Origin of the sequence: Lentibacillus amyloliquefaciens, assembly GCF_001307805.1 — a bacterium.
GTDB lineage: Bacteria > Bacillota > Bacilli > Bacillales > Amphibacillaceae > Lentibacillus > Lentibacillus amyloliquefaciens.
In genome coordinates, this window is sequence record NZ_CP013862.1 from 1,054,177 (window position 1) to 1,071,329 (window position 17,153).

Consider the following 17,153-nt stretch of genomic DNA (forward strand, 5'->3'; position numbering starts at 1 on the left):
TTATGTTTAAACATTATAACATGAATCAAGTGGTTTTGCCTTTAGATTTAGAAATAAAAATAGAGGAAAATGATATTGCCTATGCCGTCAATGACGTCGTGGAAACTATCCCGGATGATGCCTTCACAGGTTTCCGGCGCGAAACAGGCTACCCAGCTTATCATCCGCGCATGATGATGAAGATTATTTTATGTGCTTACACGCAATCTGTTTTCTCCGGCAGAAAGATCGAAGGATTACTACATGACAATGTCCGTATGATGTGGCTGGCTCAGGGATATGAACCAACGTATCGCACCATCAATCGATTTCGTGTGCATCCAGAGGTTAAAGAGTTATTGCGTCAATGCTTCGTCCAATTCCGCTGCCAGCTTGTACAGGAAAAACAGATTGATGAAGAAGCGATTTTCATCGATGGGACCAAGGTTGAAGCGAATGCCAATAAATACACATTTGTTTGGCGGAAAGCGATAGAGAAACACAGCGCCAAATTGGTGGAGAAGTCTAATCAAATGTATGATGAATTGCTGGAAAACGAAATTATCCCGGAGATTGAACGGGAAAGCGAGGACGAATTATCCACCGATGAACTCAGGCAAATAGCTGAGAAACTGGATGAGAAAGTCGAAGCGTATGACAAAGAGATTGAGGCACGTGAAAAAGGAAGCGAACGGAAACAGCTTCGTTCCGAACGTAAAGCACCGAAACAATACCGCAAACGGTTCAGGGACTTTGTCGTGCGCAAACAGAAATATAAGCAGGACATGAAAATTTTCGGGGAACGCAACAGTTACTCCAAGACAGACCATGATGCCACGTTTATGCGCATGAAAGATGACCATATGAGGAACGGCCAGCTGAAAGCAGGTTATAATGTGCAGCTTGCGACAGAGGGTCAATACGCGCTCGCTTACGATGTATTCCCAAACCCGACGGACACACGTACTTTCGTTCCTTTCCTGGATCATATTGAGGAAGGTTACTTTGAGCTGCCTAAGTATATTGTGGCTGACGCAGGTTATGGCAGTGAACAAAATTACGAAGACGTCCTCGAGAACCGGGAACGCACGCCCCTGATTACATACAACCAATACCGGAAAGAAAAGAAAAAGAAATACAGAAATAACCCTTTCCATTCCGCCAATTGGGAATATAACACGGAAAACGATTATTTTATCTGCCCGAATGACCAAAAAGTAACATTCCGTTACCTATCCCAACGAACAGACCGGTACGGCTATACACGGACCTTCAGAGTTTACGAGTGTGAGGACTGTTCAGGGTGCCCACTGCGTTCCCAATGCACCAAAGCGAAGGAAGGGAATAACCGGAAAATTTATTATAACGCGAAGTGGGAAAGCCAAAAAGCCTACACAAGACAACAGCTTTCGGAAGAAGAAACTGGCGAAGTTTACGGGTACGTAAAATCGATGTGGAGCCAGTCTTCGGATTTCTGAAGGCTAATTTGCGTTTCCCGCGTTTCTCAGTCAGGGGGCAGGAGAAAGTGAAAAATGAATTAGGATTTGCATTCATGGCGGTGAACTTGAGAAAGTACACCGCCAAAAAGACAAATCCTACCTTAGATAATAACAACCATTTAAATCAAAAAGGTTCCAACCATCAAAAACTGATGATTGGAACCTTTTTTAAGTCATTTTTGGCTAGTTATGTCCCAGCCTCATTTTTGCTATTCCGTTATTTTATGACTGAAAACGCAAAATCGGTTTCCGGGCAGCCGTTGCTTCATCCATACGTCTTACGATTGTTTCGTGCGGCGCCTCCTGAACGAGTTCAGGATCATCTTTAGCCTCATTCGAAATGGCAAGCATTGCTTCAATGAAACCATCCAATGTTTCTTTTGATTCGGTTTCAGTAGGCTCGGTCATCATAGCCTCTTCCACATTTAACGGGAAGTAAATTGTCGGCGGATGGTAACCGTAATCAAGAAGACGCTTAGCAATATCCAATGTGCGGACACCCAGCTGCTTCTGGTGTTTACCCGATATAACAAATTCATGCTTACAATGCTGCTGATATGGCAGTGCATACTCCTGCTCCAGTTTGCGCATCAAATAATTTGCATTCAAGACCGCGTATTCACTTACTTTCTTAAGGCCTTCTGCTCCCATAGTACGGATATAGGTATAAGCCCTCAAATAAATACCGAAGTTGCCATAGTATGGCTTTATCCGACCGATTGAATTCGGACGGTCATAATCAAATACGAATTCGTCATCATTTTTCGATAGAACCGGTTTTGGCAAAAAGGATTCAAACTCTTCAGTTACACCGACCGGTCCTGATCCAGGGCCACCGCCACCGTGCGGTCCTGTGAATGTTTTGTGCAGATTTAAATGAACAACATCAAAACCCATATCCCCCGGACGTACATAGCCCATAATGGCATTAAGATTCGCTCCGTCATAATAAAGTTTTCCGCCTGCTCCATGAACAATTTCTGCCATTTCCATTATTTCGGTTTCAAACAGCCCGAGAGTATTCGGATTTGTCAGCATCAATGCTGCTGTTTCCTCATCAACAACACGTTTTAAATCTTCAATATCCACTAAGCCGTTCTCATTTGTCTTAACCGTAACGGCGTCAAATCCGGCAACAGTGACAGATGCCGGGTTTGTCCCATGGGCAGAGTCAGGAACAATCACTTTCGTCCGGTTAAACTCGCCATTTTTCTCATGGAATGCACGGATCATCATCAGGCCGCTCCACTCACCTTGTGCACCGGCTGCCGATTGAAGAGAAAAATCATGCATACCTGTGATTTCACTGAGTGAGGTTTGCAGGTCATGCATTACTTCCATCGCGCCCTGCACCGTTTTCGGATCCTGATAGGGATGGATATGACTGAAACCGGCCAATCGTGCAACATCTTCATTTATTTTTGGGTTATACTTCATGGTACAGGAGCCAAGCGGATAAAATCCGGAATCAACACCATAGTTACGGTTCGACAGTCCTGTATAATGACGCATGATATCCAATTCGCTGACTTCAGGCAGTCCAGGTGCTTCACGCCGGATATAAGCATCATCAAATTCGTCCTCCAGATTTATTTCCGGAACATCCATCTCCGGCAAGCTATAGCTCGTCCTGCCATCTTTACCGCGTTCGAAAATTAACGGAAAATCTGTCTTAGCCATTAATATCCCCCAATTCTTTAACAAATTTATCTATCTCATTTTTTGAACGGTTTTCAGTGACGGCAACTAACATATGTCCTTTCAATTCCGGATAATACAATGACAGATCATAACCGCCAATTATGCCCTCATCTAACAATTTTTCATTAATCTTTGTTACATTTTCTGAAAGTTCAATCACTAATTCATTGAAAAATGGTCCGCTAAAGGAAACGGATATTGCCTTCTCTTCCAGCTTCTGTTTGGCATAGCGTGCTTTTTGCATATTTAATGCAGCCATTTTCCGGAGGCCATGTTTGCCGATTGAACTCATGGCGACTGAACTGGCCAAAGCATTTAACGCCTGATTGGAACAGATGTTGGATGTCGCTTTATCACGTCTGATATGCTGCTCTCTCGCCTGTAATGTCAGTACAAAACCGCGCTCACCGTTTTCATCAGTTGTCTGTCCGACAAGTCTGCCGGGTACTTTACGTTTTAATTTATCCGTTGTCGCAAAATAGCCACAATGCGGCCCGCCGAATTGTGCCGGAATCCCGAACACCTGCGTGTCTCCCGCAACAATATCAGCGCCAAAATCGCCTGGGGGTGTCAAATATCCCAGCGCCAACGGATTGCTCGAGACAAGGAACATTGTCTTTTTCTGTTTTTGAATTAATTCATTCACATCGTTCATCGGTTCAATCTGACCAAAAAAGTTGGGATACTGAATGACGACACTTGCCGTTTCCTCGTCCAGTTCATTTTCTAACTGCTCCAGATCAGTTGTGCCATGATGATGGTCAATTTCAACGACCTCAAGGTTTTGACCTTTAGCATAGGTGTGAATGACTGCGCGTGATTCAGGATGAACGGTTTTTGATACAATGATTTTTTTTCGTTTTGTCTGACCGGCGCTGAGGGTAACGGCTTCAGCCAGAGCTGTGCCGCCATCGTACATAGAAGAGTTTGCAACTTCCATGCCTGTCAGTTCGCAAATCATCGTTTGAAACTCAAAAATAGCCTGCAGTTCACCTTGTGAAACTTCCGGCTGATACGGCGTATAAGCCGTATAAAATTCTGAGCGTGAGATCACATGGTCAACAACAGACGGAATATAGTGGTCATAGACACCGGCGCCCAAGAAGGAGGTATATTCCTTCAAGTTGGCATTTTTTCCGGCCATTGTTGACAATTCTTGCATTAATGCTGATTCATTTGCCGGTTTTTTCAGGTTTAATTCCTGTTTGAACCGTACACTTTCCGGAATGTCCGAAAACAGTTCCTCGGTCGATTCAACGCCGATGGCAGCGAGCATTTCCTGTTTATCTGATTCAGTCATTGGCAAATAACGAAATTCCATTTAAACATCTCCTCCCCTTTTTTACTTCCGTTTATAAAATGGTGTTTCAATAACAACGGCCTTTAATAGTCGTTTCCGTACTTGCACATGGAGTTCGGTTCCCAAATCAGCATATTTACTGTCCAGGATTGCCAGACCAATATTTTTTTCTAATGTCGGAGACTGCGTGCCGGTTGTCACAAAACCTGCCTCTGTTTCTCCTGCGAAAACTTTATAGTCCGTACGCGGTATACCTTTATCAATCATTTCAATGCCGGCAAGTTTCCGCTCGGTGCCGTTTTCCACTTGCTCTTTTAGCGCTGCTTTTCCAATAAAATCCTGTTCCTTATCCACTTTGACAGCAAATTTCATTCCTGCTTCTACAGGCGAAATTGTCTCAGAAATTTCCTGGCCATATAATGGCAATTTAGCTTCAAAGCGCAGTGTATCCCGTGCACCGAGGCCAATCGGTTCAACGCCGTCATCCTTACCTGTTTCAAGTATCAGGTTCCAAAGCTCCCGGCCTTTTTCAGCATCAAAGTAAATCTCAAAACCATCTTCTCCGGTATAACCTGTTCGTGAGACAATGGCGGAAGTATCTGCACCGGAAAAATAGACAGGACTTTCAAAACGGAAGGGTTTGATTTCATTTAAGGGCGTATCAGTCAAGCGCTGCAGAATTTTTTCTGCAAGCGGACCCTGCAATGCCAGCTGTGCGTAGTCCGCTGTTATATTTTCAATATCAACTTTGCCTTCCTTATGTTCATTCAGCCATGCAAAGTCTTTGTCAGTATTTGCTGCGTTAACAACGAGCAAGTATTTATCTGTATCCAGCATATAAACGATGAAATCATCTATTGTCCCGCCATCTTCATAACACATAAACGTATACTTTGCGCGTTTCGGTGTCATTTTAGAGATATCGTTTGTAACCATCTTTTGCAGAAATACCAGGCTGTCAGGACCTTGGACCATAATTTCCCCCATATGGGATACGTCAAATAAGCCCGCCTTTGTTCTTGTTGTTTCGTGTTCATGTTTAACCCCGCTGAATTGAACGGGTAACTCCCATCCGCCGAAATCGACAGTTTTGCCTCCCCATTGTTTATATTCAGGGAAAATCGGTGTGCGTTTTAAATCGCTCATACTTCCATCTCCTTTTTGAAGAAATTGTTTACTTAGGCTTCTCAGCCATAAAAATAGAGACTCCCTCATACAAGGGAATCTCTGTCCTTCAACCAGAAAGTTGCACACTTTTGCAATCGGATTCATTACAGAAAAAGTGCTTGCTTCGTGGGTGGTTTACTGTGTAAACACTCTCCAGAGGTGCGTCCTGCAAGAGTCATTTTGCCTGAGAGATTCACAACGTCGCTTGCTCCTTCGGCGTTACTGCTTTTACCTGCAGTAAACTCTCCCCTTGCAATCATTCGCATTATGATATTCATTGTTTTGGTTATACTATGTATGAATCTAAAATCGTCTATGTTACTTCCATTATATCATATGAACAATACAAAAAGGAAATATAAGATGTTATTTAAAAAGTCCGGTAAAAATGACACTCCGAATTCCTTCGTTGAACTTCTCGGTCTTTTTATCCTCCTTTTTGAACACGCACATATAATGATTACTTTGATACAAAGGAGTATACAATGAGTCAAATCGATATTCAAAAAGATACCACATTTATTCATGAGTTTGAAGACAGTCTCCAAACAGAGGGGCCTTTTTCTTCATGGAAACTTTTTCAAATGAATTATCAGGCAGCACTAACAACCATGACACCATCATTCGAAGGATTAAAAGCATTGGAATATTTGCCGGAGATGGATTTTATGGATCACCAAATATCCAGCGCAAGGCAAGCGATAGAAGAAATGAACGGACGGGTAATTTTAGCCGATGAAGTCGGTCTTGGCAAAACAATAGAAGCTGGTCTCATTTTAAAAGAATACATGTTAAGAGGGCTAGTGAAAAAAGCATTGATTATTGTTCCGGCCTCATTGGTCAATCAATGGGCAAGAGAGCTCAATGAAAAATTTTATATTCCGGCTGTGACATTCCGGAAGAGCTATCCATGGGATCAATATGATGTGATCATCACTTCCATTGATACCGCCAAACGCTCGCCCCATCGTGAACAAATACTTGAGCAGGATTATGATCTGCTTCTTGTTGATGAAGCGCATAAACTGAAAAACCATAAAACAAAAAATTTCGCGTTTGTGAAATCTTTGAAGAAAAAATATTGCCTGCTGCTAACAGCAACTCCCGTCCAAAATCGGCTTGTCGAAATATTTAATCTGGTTTCCATTTTAAAACCGGGGCATCTTGGCGACTATGATTCCTTTTTAAAACAATATGGAAAAAACCGTAAAAATCTGAAGGATGATGCCTACTTAAAACAGCTGATTCAAAAAGTGATGATTCGTAACACACGACAAAATACGCAGTTTGATGCCATTAAGCGAAACATTGAAACAGTCTGGCTTGATTTCAGCCATGAAGAAAGGAACGTTTATGATCAATTAAATAATACAGCTGATACTTTCCCTGCCTTTTCAAAAATCACACTGCTCAGAGAACTCTGTTCATCACGAGAAGCTTGTTATCTGTCACTTAAAAAGATGATGAATGAATCAAAAGAAAACGTCATTGAACCGATAACTGAAGAGATCGAGCATCTCCCCCAGCATGTGAAAGCTGCTAAAGTTGTTGAATTGATTAAACAATTCGGTGATGAAAAAGTGATTATCTTTACCGAATACCGAGCGACACAAGTATACTTGCAATGGTATCTGAAAGAAAATGGCATTTTATCTGTACCATACAGAGGGGGCTTTAAAAAAGGCAAAAAAGACTGGATGAAACAGTTGTTTGAACACAAGGCTCAGGTGCTGATCGCAACCGAAGCCGGCGGGGAGGGGATCAATCTGCAGTTCTGCAACTATTTAATTAACTACGATCTCCCGTGGAACCCGATGCGTCTTGAACAGCGCATCGGCAGGGTTCACAGATATGGTCAGAAAAATGATGTGCATATTTATAATATGGCTATCCGAGGAACAGTTGAAGAGCATATTATGACACTATTATATGAAAAAATTAATTTATTTGAACAAGTTATCGGCCATTTGGACAGCATCCTTGCTGAATTGAATATTAACGATATTGAATCCGAAATCCAGTCTATATTTTCCACCTCAGCATCAACCGGTGAGGCCAAAATAAAGTTGGATAACCTCTCTTCTGTTATTAACCTGACAAATCAACAAGACGAACAGGAGGAATATTATGGCAATTAATGATTTGCACACCTTTTTGCACGATTACTTTACTGCCCATCACTGTGAAATAGTATATAGCCAAAACGGTATGATAACCGTCCAGCTGACTGAAGAAATGGATCGCGAGCTAATGAATCGGCCTTTCTACTGGCATTATATTAAAAAGATGGGGCACCCTGGTGATCCAAAACAGCTGACACTGATTACAAATCCCAAGAAGCGTGACGGAAAGCATGAATGGATCCATTATGGCAGTCCGCGGCTCCATCAAATTGTCAATCACCTCCATGAACATGAAACATACACGAAACTTTTTGAGCGGATTGAAACAGACAAAAAACAGGCGCTTTTTCCGTGGCTGGTTGCGAATATTAAAATCAGCTACCAGGGCAGACAAAAAAGAGATGAAATGGTTTCAATCGGGCTCCACCTTGTCAACGGCGTAATGCAGCTGGAAATGATGGAAGAATTGCAGCATAAAACGATGCAAAACACGATTTCCGATTACTGTTATACCATTTCACCAATGATTAAACTGCATAGCGGATTGAAACGGATTGAAAAGGTACTTGAAAGTTATGTGGATGATCAGGATCACGATTGGGCTTCCATATCACAAAAAACAATGGAAGAAGAAATCGATTTACTGAGGCATTTTTACAGGGAAAATGCTGAAGAAAAAGAAATGCAAAAAGAAGTCGATGAAATTAAAAAGCGATACTCTCCATATATTAATTTTAAAGTCATTAATGGCGGCCTTTTTTATTTAGCAGAGAATGCGTGATAAAAAAATGAGCCCGTATTCTCACGGGCCCTGTCAGTTTGTATTCCTTTTTGATGCTTTTAATATAAAGGGACTACCCCCAGCCATTTGCTGGAATAGGCGGTCGCTTCATCTTTGCTTTTTAAACGACGAGTCTTTTTTTCATCAGACGGGGTGTCAATATAGGATGTAATCTGCTGTGTTATATACTTGACATAGTCATTAAAGGAAATATGAATCACCTAACCTGTTGTATTTGTTAGGTATTCTATCCAGCTTGTCTTATATTATTCGATTTTAATCTAAACGATGAAGAATTTCTGCTGTAATCTCTTGTGGCGTTTTACCGTCTGTGGCTATCGTCATATCGGCCACTTCTAAATACCGTTCACGCCGGCGTTGGTACAATTCTTTTTTGTCCGGTTCAGCTTTACCCCATAAAGGCCGCGACGTGTCATTGCCCAACCTTTGTGTAATCTCAGCAAATGATGTGTCCAGATATATCACAAAACCGCGGTCTTTCAAAAACGCCATGTTTTCTTTCCGCTCCACGATTCCGCCGCCGGTCGAAACAATATAATCTTTCTCAGGAACCTGCTTTAGCACGTCAGTTTCATAATGACGAAATTGAAGTTCGCCTTCCCGCTGAAAGATAGCTGCTATTTCGCCATACTTTTCAACAACCATCTGATCTGTATCCAGGTATGATGCCCCTGTATCATGATGCAGCAGTTGCCCCACCGTGCTCTTCCCGCTTCCCATAAATCCAATTAAATAAAGTGTTTTCACGTTTTTAACCTGCCTTAAAAATTTTTTAAAATTATTTCTAAAAAAAAGAAGGAGTTTGATGAAATATGTCGAATATAATCACTTATAAGGAGGTGACACATGATTGAACACAGCTTCAAGACTCTCGGATAAACTTCTCAAGTCTGCTGTCAACATCAATGCTTCGGATATTCACTTCTACCCTTTCTCCGATCACGTCAACATTTACTTCCGTGTGTATGGAAAAAGAAAGCTTCATCAGACCATTTCAACAAACCAATATCAATTATTACTGACGTACTTCAAGTTTACATCAGGAATGGATATAGGTGAAGTCCGCAAACCCCAAAATGGCACGATCATCCATGAGCACCTTCATCAGCATTTCGCATTACGCCTGTCCACGCTGCCTGTCAGCCATGTCGAAAGCCTGGCAATCCGCATCCTCCCGCAGGAAGATAACCTTACGCTTGATAGACTATTCCTTTTCCCGGGCCAATTAAAAAAGCTGAAAGAGTGGATAACAAGTCCTAGCGGCATCATTCTGCTGACCGGACCGACCGGAAGCGGTAAAACCACCACTTTATATGCTTTATTGGAAAACATTTTGCAGGAGGAGTCGTATCAGACCATAACACTGGAAGACCCGATTGAAAAAGAAATTAATGACATTCTTCAAGTTCAGGTCAATGAAAAAGCAGGCATAACATACCAGACAGGGCTTAAGGCTGCACTCAGGCATGACCCTGACATCATTATGATTGGAGAGATCAGGGACCGGTACACAGCACAATTTGCATTTGATGCTTCACTGACAGGTCACTTAGTATTAAGCACGCTACATGCCAAAGACGCAGCAGGGACAATACATCGCTTGCTCGAGATGGGGATGAAACAGACATATCTGCAGCAATCCTTAATTGCGGTAGCAGCACTGCAGCTGGTTCCCGTGGAAATCAGCGATAATATTGTCAGGCGGGCTGCAATCATGGAATTGCTGGATGGCGATTTGCTTGAGAACACAATTAACGGAAAAAGAATACGAAATACAACACATTTTCACACATTTAATCACTTACGAAAGAAGGCTTTTGCATATGGTTTTATGGCAGAAGATACGTTTTTATCGGTCAAGGAATAATGCACTTAAACAAGAACTGCAACTACGGTTTTTGAAACGATTATCCCGATTAATGGATAATGGGTATCCAATAGTCCAGGCGCTCGAAATCATACAATGGGACACGCAACTAAAATCAGCCGCCTCTTCGGTGAAGGCATCACTTAAATCAGGCAAACATTTTGATGAAGCTTTGGATGAACTTCATTTCAGACAATCCATAACAGCTTATTTGTACTTTGTCCGGAGCAACGGGGATCTCAGGACAAGTATTGCAAAGTGCATAACGATGTTTGAACAACGGTTGCAATACATGCGAAAATTCCAGGAATCTGTTCGCTATCCGCTTATATTGCTTCTCGTGTTTGCGGTTCTTCTCTATTTTGTCAAACAGTCGGTTCTCCCCTCGTTCACCGATCTGTTTCAAAACAGTGCCCAGACGTCTTCAACCATTATGCTGACGATGACCTTCATTGATCTGACATTAACCTTTTTAATGCTTTTTAGTTTAATTTTGGGGACCGGTTTTCTCTTATGGCGATTTCAAGAGAAAAATATAAATATTGAGAATCGCATCAAATTATATAGCCTGCTTCCTGTTTACCGGCATTACAAAAGGATGGAAGTATCCTTTCTATTTGCTTCCCACCTCAGTTCACTGCTTACTACAGGCTTATCCATGAAGGAAATATTGGAAAATATGGCAAAACAGCAAAAACAGCCCGTTCTTGCATACTATGCCTCTTTATTGACCTCAGAATTATCCAAAGGGATTTACGTTACAAACTTGCTTGCCAGCCTGCCGCTTATTGATAACCAAATTTCACTCATTTTTCAAAAGAATGCAGACAAAGAAGCACTGGAAAAAGATCTATCCATTTATGCGGAATTCCAGACTGAAGAAATCCACCGCAAAATTATGAAAGCAATTACTTACATTCAGCCGATTTTCTTTCTGATATTGGCAAGTCTGATCATTTTTATTTATATGGCACTTATGTGGCCGATGTTCCAGCTAATCAATACAATCTAAAAAGTTGTTCAAAAAGGAGTTGCAAAATGTTCAAAAATCAAAAGGGTTTTACACTGATAGAAATGCTGATCGTGTTAATGATCATCTCAGTACTGATTATTTTAATCGTTCCTAATTTAGGCGATAAAAGTGAAGAAGTCTATGACAAAGGGTGCAGTGCGCTTGTCACAGTCGTTCAAGCGCAGACTGACGCGTACTTTATTGAAGAAAATGAATACCCGAGCCTGGACCTATTAGCGAGTAATGATTATATAACAGAGGATCAAAAAACGTGTCCGGACGGCACTGAGTTAAGCATCGATTCAGGCGAGGTGTCGGCACCGGAATGAAGCATTATGATGGCTTCACCCTTATTGAGGTGCAATTCGTCCTGGCCGTTTTATCAGTGCTGATCCTTATCAGTACTCCGCTCACATTTTCAGCGCTTGACAAGAAAACTGAGGAAACTTTTATAGAAACATTGGAGATGGATTTATTGTATATGCAATCACTGTCATCTAATTCGAAAAAAAGGTACAAATTGCATTTTGATGACCCTGGTTTTTATACCGTTCAGCAAAGTAAATCCATTCTAAGGAAAAGAGCTATTCCCGCTGGATGGCAAGTAGATACACGCACATTAAACACTGTTGCATTCAATCAGTTTGGGACAATACGCGAAGCCGGCACTTTTGCTATCCATACATTGAGTGAACAATATAACGTCATCTGCCCTCTCGGGAAAGGACGGTGTTATATTGAAAAACAATAAAGGTTTTTCATTGGTAGAATCACTCGTTGCTGCCAGCCTTCTCATGATGATGATTACAACACTCGTTCCGGCGATGAACCTTTTGCAGAATGAGCGCGAAAGCCAACAGCAGAAACGAATGATGGTTAACAGCTTGCACCACGAATTGCAGCCTTTTTTGTGGGAGGGGCATAACAACCTCCCCCATCATTTTTCTAAAACGATTGACGGACACAAGGCTGAATTTCGTATGACTGATGAAGGCACGCTGATGAAAGGATGTGTCAATTGGCGTAATGTTAAAAACAAAACTGAACAATTCTGTATATACGGCTATCCGGCCAAATGAAAAAGGTGTGACGTTTATTTCAGTTCTTTTCATGATCAGTATTATCTTTACGACGATTCCTTTTACCGTCTATCTTGTTAAAGCAGTGGATGTCACTTCGAATTATGATGCATTATCAGTGCAGCAATTTTTCTTTTACATGCGCGACGAAGTTATTTCAGCGTCTGATTTAACAATCGAAACAAGCAAACTGACACTGGAGCAGCCTGATGGATCAACAGCAACTTTGGAAAAATCTGATGACCGTATTGTACGACGGCTCAATAATGGCTTTGAGATTTATTTGCGGGATGTTCAGGATGTAACATTCACATCTTCTTCATATGGCGTGCATGCGTCAATTACAACAATAAATGGTGATCAGTATGAAAAATCCATTGTCTACTATAACTAATCAGCAAGGCTTTATCCTTCCTTATGTTCTGTTTTTCATAGCTCTGTCATTGATTATTGTTACTTCAACTGTCCACCTATACCAAAATGAGATTCATATCACAGAAAACCAGACAGAACAAATCAAAATCGAAACATTATTTCAAATGGCCCGAACACAGGCCAAGGAATCGATTAGAACTGCATCTGAAACAAATGATACCATGTCTTACACTTTTCCCTATGGGGATGTTCTCGTGGAATACGGGAAACTTAACGACCACGAGTATCGATTGCTTTTTACGATTGAAACAGACTCCGGCGCTAAGCACGTTGTTAACGATCAGATTTTTTACCAGTCAGAATAAAAATAGCTATAACCGGCTATGCTAAGTGCACCGTCCAGTTGTGTACAATCTTCAATAATTACACTAAAACACCGATGTTTCGAGCAGTGGAAATTGCACATACGTGGCAAAACTTTCAATTGTTTAGAGTGTTTTATTTACATTATTCATCAGCTCGTTTATAATAACATTTATAAGGTAACCTAAAGGAGGGGAAAAAGATGGATCGGATGTTTAGGGTCCTTGCTTTTTGGACAGGTATATTCACTGTTATGTTTTACGTTGGAGAGATGGTCAACGTGGCATTGCTCTTTCTTGTCCAAACAGCATTTTTCCTGGCAGTAAGCTATCTGAAATTATCTGAACGTATGTATATGTATTTATTCGGAGCTTATTGTACCGTATTTATGGTCGGATTTACCTGGTATTCCGAGTTTATACTAGTACCGGGATTCGGACATTAATAAGTTAATCAGTATTATAAAAAAACCCTGCTTACATAAAATTTTACAGGGTTTTTTTTATTTTTTAGTTTTCACTATTGACATAGTGTTAACTCATTGTTTATACTTAAGACAGTAGCTTAACTTTTATCCCTAACCAACAAAAGAGCAGAGCACATCCCCCCTAAATGTCAGCCATACTTGATGGCTGACATTTTTATTTTGCGCTTTTATGTTGGTTCATTATGCTCCTGCGGCAAATATTAATTACGACTAAGTCTAACGATAGAAATCTCTGAGTACACTTTGTTTATCCCGCATGTAACCGGGAGTAACCCCCCCACCTCAAATGTCCCGAGTATACGATATGAAGATTAGGTAGGGGATCAACTGCCAGTGAATGTCCGATTCGTTCATCTAACAATCAGTGGGGGAAGAAAGAAAACCCCCACTGATTGAAGATTCACTTTATATTCAAGCCCGGAAAAAAGGATTGTTCCGTTTTTCATTTTTTATGGTGGTTTCTGGACCATGGCCGGGATATACCGTAAAAGATTCCGGGAGATGATACAAGGAATTGCGGATGCTCCGTTCCAGCTTTTCAACATCACCGCCCGGCAAATCTGTTCTCCCGATGCCTTGATTGAATAACACATCACCACTGACAACAAAGTCATGCTCGTGAAATACAAAACTAACACTTCCCGGCGAATGACCGGGTGTATGCAAAATTTCCATTGGAAAACCGCCAATTTCGGCTTTTCCCGGGGTTAATGTATGCTCAGCTGCATCCGTTTTAATGTCACTTCCCAGAAGCATAGATGAACCATTATATTGAGGATTTTCCAGCCAGGATGCTTCATGCTCATGGAGATACACTTCAAGATTATAATATGTTCTTAATTCGCTCACACCGCCAATATGATCAAAATGTGCATGTGTTAAAAGAATAACTTCTGGTTCAATGTTTTCATCAGTCAGATACTGAATGATCTTGTCAGGATCCCCGCCGGGGTCAACGATTAAAGCTTGTTCACTATTATGTATAATATAACAATTCGTCTCAAGCGGACCGGCCGGAATTTGTTTTATATTCATGGGAATTCCCCTTTCACTTATAAATAGTTGCCTCTTTCAATAGGATATATCTCGACAAAACTCATTTTATACTATAAAATAAGTTAGAAAATAGTGGATTACATAACAATACAGACAAGTTACATGTGCTATTATTACAAGGAGGATGTATTACAAATGGTTTTGGCACTTATCTTTTTGCACATTGCTGGCAATCGTTTCAGTTATTCAGTTAAAATTAAAAATTTATTTGCACTCGGCTTTTCAGCAGTAACCGTTTTAGTCTTCGGATTCTTTTCGGTTGCCACCATTATAACAGAATTAGGCAATATGTAATAAAACTGACCCAATTCAGGGTCAGTTTTAAATTTGCTTATTCATTGTTCGCTTCGGATTTTTCTCCAGGAGAATCTACAAATCTGAACAAATCACCATATATAAGTTTATCTGAAAGCTCCAATTCCTTCTCAACTTGCTGCTTAAGTGGAACGCATGGAGATTCTGTCTGGTTTCCAGATTGATTGACCGCTTCTTTTACGGACTCATTACCTGTTGAATTATCCTGTTGTTTATCTGTCTCTACAGGGTTACCACTTTCTCTGTCATAACAAACGCCGCTGGTTGAAACATAGTCTTCACTGATAAAGTCCCCGTTGCGCAAACCTATATACCCTTTACGATCTTCAATGAACATGTCATTACCGAATTGGATATCATTTTCAGCCGAAACACCAAGTAAACTCAGTATTGTTGGTTTTACATCAATCTGTCCCGTCACCTTCGACATAACTTTTCCGCCTTCATGACCCGGGATATGAATGAACATTGGCACCCGCTGAAGCTGAATATGATCATATGGTGTAATTTCCTCTTTATTCAAATAATCGCTCATTGCTTTATTATGGTTCTCACTGATGCCATAGTGATCCCCCATCATGACAATGACAGAGTCTTCATAAAGCCCGGCTTCTTTTAATTGATTAAAAAATTGCTCAACTGCTTCATCCATATAACGAACCGTCGGGAAGTAATTGTTCAGCGTACTCGAATTAGAGTCATATTTGTCAATCGAACTGTCCTCTTCACTCAGTTTAAATGGAAAATGGTTTGTGAGTGTGATAAACCTTGAATAAAACGGTTCTTCCATTGATTGCAAATACTTGATCGACTGTTCAAAAAATGGTTTGTCCTTCAATCCCCAGCCAACTGAGTTTTCCTGATTCGCTTCATATGCTTCTTCTCCATAAAAATGATCAATGCCTAGACTTTCATACATTTGATCACGATTCCAGAAACTCTTGTTGTTAGCATGAAAGACGGCAGAATTATAACCTTCTTCACCTAAAAATTCCGTCATGCTGTGGTACTCATTTTCGCCATGTGTAAAAAATACAGCACCGCGGGATAAGGGATAAAGTGAGTTTTCAATTAAAAATTCAGAATCCGACGTTTTTCCCTGCTGTGTCTGGTGATAAAAATTTTCAAAGTAATAAGTGCTTTCATCACCGACCAGGCTGTTCAAAAATGGTGTTATCTCTTCCCCATTCACTTCATTGTTAATGACAAAACTTTGCAGGGATTCAAGTGTGATAAAAATAACGTTTTTATCATCGGCAATACCATGTATTGATGATTTTTCATCACTTTTCACTTCTTCTTCAACATATTCTTTTATTTCAGGCAGCTCATTCCCATCCGCGAACACCCGCTGTGTTTTTACACGGGAATGTACAGCTGCATCATAGATGTGATAGTTAAATAGTCCGATATTTTTAACAAGATATTCCCGGTCAAATGCACGGGTGAATAATTGCGGACGTTCCATTTCTGCGAGGAAAAAATTACCTGCAAGTAACAGAAATGACATAGCAAGTGCAAATACTTTTCCGCTTTTTTGATAACTTACCGTCATTATTTCCGGTTTCTTCTTGCTTAAATACCAGATAATCACTACATCAAGGAAGAAAAAGGCATCATAAAACTCAATCAATGTCAGGATGCTCGAACCCAAATCGCCCATATTGCTTGCCTGGAATAACTGCGGCATCGTAATAAAGTCATTAAACGACCGGTAAAACACAAGATTAAAGTATATAATAACCGTTCCGATCAATGCCGTGTAGCGTAAAAATGCCATTTGGCGTGGCTGCTTTTTAAACCATACACTAATTGCAAAAATCAGAAATGCAGACACAAATGGATTAATAAACAGAATAAACTCCTGCATTTTATTTTCCAATTCTATATTAAAGGCAAAACGATAGATGATATACGTTTTAATGCCAAATAACAAGGTGGCTATAATGAACAACGGTATTCTGAACTTTTTAAAGTCCATTTTCGTTTCCTCCCAGGACAATCATTTACGTCTCTTAGGACAAATGA

18 protein-coding genes, 1 pseudogene and 2 riboswitches are annotated in these 17,153 nt (G+C 40.7%); of the genes and pseudogenes, 12 read left to right on the forward strand and 7 right to left on the reverse strand.

Translation table 11 applies throughout. From position 1 onward, the window contains the following. Nucleotides 1–2: 2 nt before the first annotated feature. Nucleotides 3–1,807: pseudogene (locus AOX59_RS05260) on the forward strand (IS1182 family transposase). On the opposite strand, the gene gcvPB reads toward AOX59_RS05260, so the two are convergent. From gcvPB to gcvT, 3 genes are read right to left on the reverse strand one after another with little or no spacing between them, the layout of a single operon-like run. Continuing rightward, nucleotides 1,701–3,158: an aminomethyl-transferring glycine dehydrogenase subunit GcvPB gene (gene gcvPB, locus AOX59_RS05265; RefSeq protein ID WP_068442850.1), complete on the reverse strand. Its 1,458-nt coding sequence runs from the start codon at nt 3,156–3,158 to the stop codon at nt 1,701–1,703. The pseudogene AOX59_RS05260 and the gene gcvPB overlap by 107 nt on opposite strands. After that, complete coding sequence (gcvPA, locus tag AOX59_RS05270; protein WP_068442853.1) at nt 3,151–4,500, reverse strand: aminomethyl-transferring glycine dehydrogenase subunit GcvPA; 1,350 nt, start codon at nt 4,498–4,500, stop codon at nt 3,151–3,153. Before gcvPA ends, gcvPB begins: the two co-directional genes overlap by 8 nt. Before the next feature lie 21 nt (nt 4,501–4,521). Further along, nucleotides 4,522–5,625 (reverse strand): glycine cleavage system aminomethyltransferase GcvT, encoded by a 1,104-nt coding sequence (gene gcvT, locus AOX59_RS05275; RefSeq protein WP_068442857.1) that lies wholly within the window; start codon nt 5,623–5,625, stop codon nt 4,522–4,524. A 79-nt stretch (nt 5,626–5,704) separates the two neighbouring features. After that, a riboswitch (glycine riboswitch) is annotated at nt 5,705–5,805 on the reverse strand. Between the two features lie 3 nt (nt 5,806–5,808). Continuing rightward, nucleotides 5,809–5,906: riboswitch (glycine riboswitch) on the reverse strand. 225 nt (nt 5,907–6,131) lie between these two features. On the opposite strand from gcvT, the gene AOX59_RS05280 reads away from it, so the two are divergent. Next, the gene (locus AOX59_RS05280) at nt 6,132–7,784 is read left to right on the forward strand and encodes a DEAD/DEAH box helicase (RefSeq protein WP_068442860.1); all 1,653 of its coding nucleotides are present in this window, start codon (nt 6,132–6,134) and stop codon (nt 7,782–7,784) included. Next, nucleotides 7,774–8,550, forward strand: a complete 777-nt coding sequence (locus AOX59_RS05285; RefSeq protein ID WP_068442863.1) for a YqhG family protein — start codon at nt 7,774–7,776, stop codon at nt 8,548–8,550. Before AOX59_RS05280 ends, AOX59_RS05285 begins: the two co-directional genes overlap by 11 nt. Nucleotides 8,551–8,609: 59 nt before the next feature. Here the strand turns inward: AOX59_RS05285 and AOX59_RS19125 are convergent, their stop codons facing one another. Together AOX59_RS19125 and AOX59_RS05290 are read right to left on the reverse strand one after the other, a co-directional pair. After that, entirely contained in the window at nt 8,610–8,771 is a 162-nt protein-coding gene (locus AOX59_RS19125; protein WP_237049374.1) for a YqzE family protein, read from the reverse strand. A gap of 55 nt (nt 8,772–8,826) precedes the next feature. Continuing rightward, nucleotides 8,827–9,318, reverse strand: a complete 492-nt coding sequence (locus AOX59_RS05290; RefSeq protein ID WP_068442866.1) for a shikimate kinase — start codon at nt 9,316–9,318, stop codon at nt 8,827–8,829. A gap of 103 nt (nt 9,319–9,421) precedes the next feature. Here AOX59_RS05290 and comGA point away from each other — a divergent pair, with 103 nt between their 5' ends. The 8 genes from comGA (at nt 9,422) to AOX59_RS05330 (ending at nt 13,712) form a co-directional block, all read left to right on the forward strand. After that, nucleotides 9,422–10,438: a competence type IV pilus ATPase ComGA gene (gene comGA / locus AOX59_RS05295; RefSeq protein WP_068442869.1), complete on the forward strand. Its 1,017-nt coding sequence runs from the start codon at nt 9,422–9,424 to the stop codon at nt 10,436–10,438. Further along, nucleotides 10,395–11,450, forward strand: a complete 1,056-nt coding sequence (gene comGB / locus AOX59_RS05300; protein ID WP_068442871.1) for a competence type IV pilus assembly protein ComGB — start codon at nt 10,395–10,397, stop codon at nt 11,448–11,450. The genes comGA and comGB overlap by 44 nt, the downstream gene beginning before the upstream one ends. 26 nt (nt 11,451–11,476) lie before the next feature. Further along, a complete protein-coding gene (gene comGC, locus AOX59_RS05305; RefSeq protein WP_068442873.1) occupies nt 11,477–11,779 on the forward strand; it encodes a competence type IV pilus major pilin ComGC in 303 nt (100 codons plus the stop codon). Continuing rightward, nucleotides 11,776–12,201 (forward strand): competence type IV pilus minor pilin ComGD, encoded by a 426-nt coding sequence (comGD, locus tag AOX59_RS05310; protein ID WP_068442876.1) that lies wholly within the window; start codon nt 11,776–11,778, stop codon nt 12,199–12,201. The genes comGC and comGD overlap by 4 nt, the downstream gene beginning before the upstream one ends. Next, nucleotides 12,188–12,529 (forward strand): competence type IV pilus minor pilin ComGE, encoded by a 342-nt coding sequence (comGE, locus tag AOX59_RS05315; RefSeq protein ID WP_068442879.1) that lies wholly within the window; start codon nt 12,188–12,190, stop codon nt 12,527–12,529. Before comGD ends, comGE begins: the two co-directional genes overlap by 14 nt. Then, complete coding sequence (locus AOX59_RS05320; protein ID WP_068442880.1) at nt 12,477–12,923, forward strand: competence type IV pilus minor pilin ComGF; 447 nt, start codon at nt 12,477–12,479, stop codon at nt 12,921–12,923. Before comGE ends, AOX59_RS05320 begins: the two co-directional genes overlap by 53 nt. Next, nucleotides 12,895–13,269 (forward strand): competence type IV pilus minor pilin ComGG, encoded by a 375-nt coding sequence (comGG, locus tag AOX59_RS05325; RefSeq protein WP_068442883.1) that lies wholly within the window; start codon nt 12,895–12,897, stop codon nt 13,267–13,269. The genes AOX59_RS05320 and comGG overlap by 29 nt, the downstream gene beginning before the upstream one ends. Nucleotides 13,270–13,469: 200 nt before the next feature. Next, nucleotides 13,470–13,712 (forward strand): DUF2626 domain-containing protein, encoded by a 243-nt coding sequence (locus tag AOX59_RS05330; protein WP_068442886.1) that lies wholly within the window; start codon nt 13,470–13,472, stop codon nt 13,710–13,712. A 453-nt stretch (nt 13,713–14,165) separates the two neighbouring features. Here the strand turns inward: AOX59_RS05330 and AOX59_RS05335 are convergent, their stop codons facing one another. Beyond that, nucleotides 14,166–14,789: an MBL fold metallo-hydrolase gene (locus tag AOX59_RS05335; protein ID WP_068442889.1), complete on the reverse strand. Its 624-nt coding sequence runs from the start codon at nt 14,787–14,789 to the stop codon at nt 14,166–14,168. Between the two features lie 156 nt (nt 14,790–14,945). Between AOX59_RS05335 and AOX59_RS19130 the strand changes: the two genes are divergently transcribed. Beyond that, nucleotides 14,946–15,104, forward strand: a complete 159-nt coding sequence (locus tag AOX59_RS19130; RefSeq protein WP_082684132.1) for a DUF2759 family protein — start codon at nt 14,946–14,948, stop codon at nt 15,102–15,104. Nucleotides 15,105–15,141: 37 nt separating this feature from the next. Here the strand turns inward: AOX59_RS19130 and AOX59_RS05340 are convergent, their stop codons facing one another. Next, nucleotides 15,142–17,106: an LTA synthase family protein gene (locus AOX59_RS05340; protein ID WP_068442893.1), complete on the reverse strand. Its 1,965-nt coding sequence runs from the start codon at nt 17,104–17,106 to the stop codon at nt 15,142–15,144. Nucleotides 17,107–17,153 lie beyond the last annotated feature (47 nt).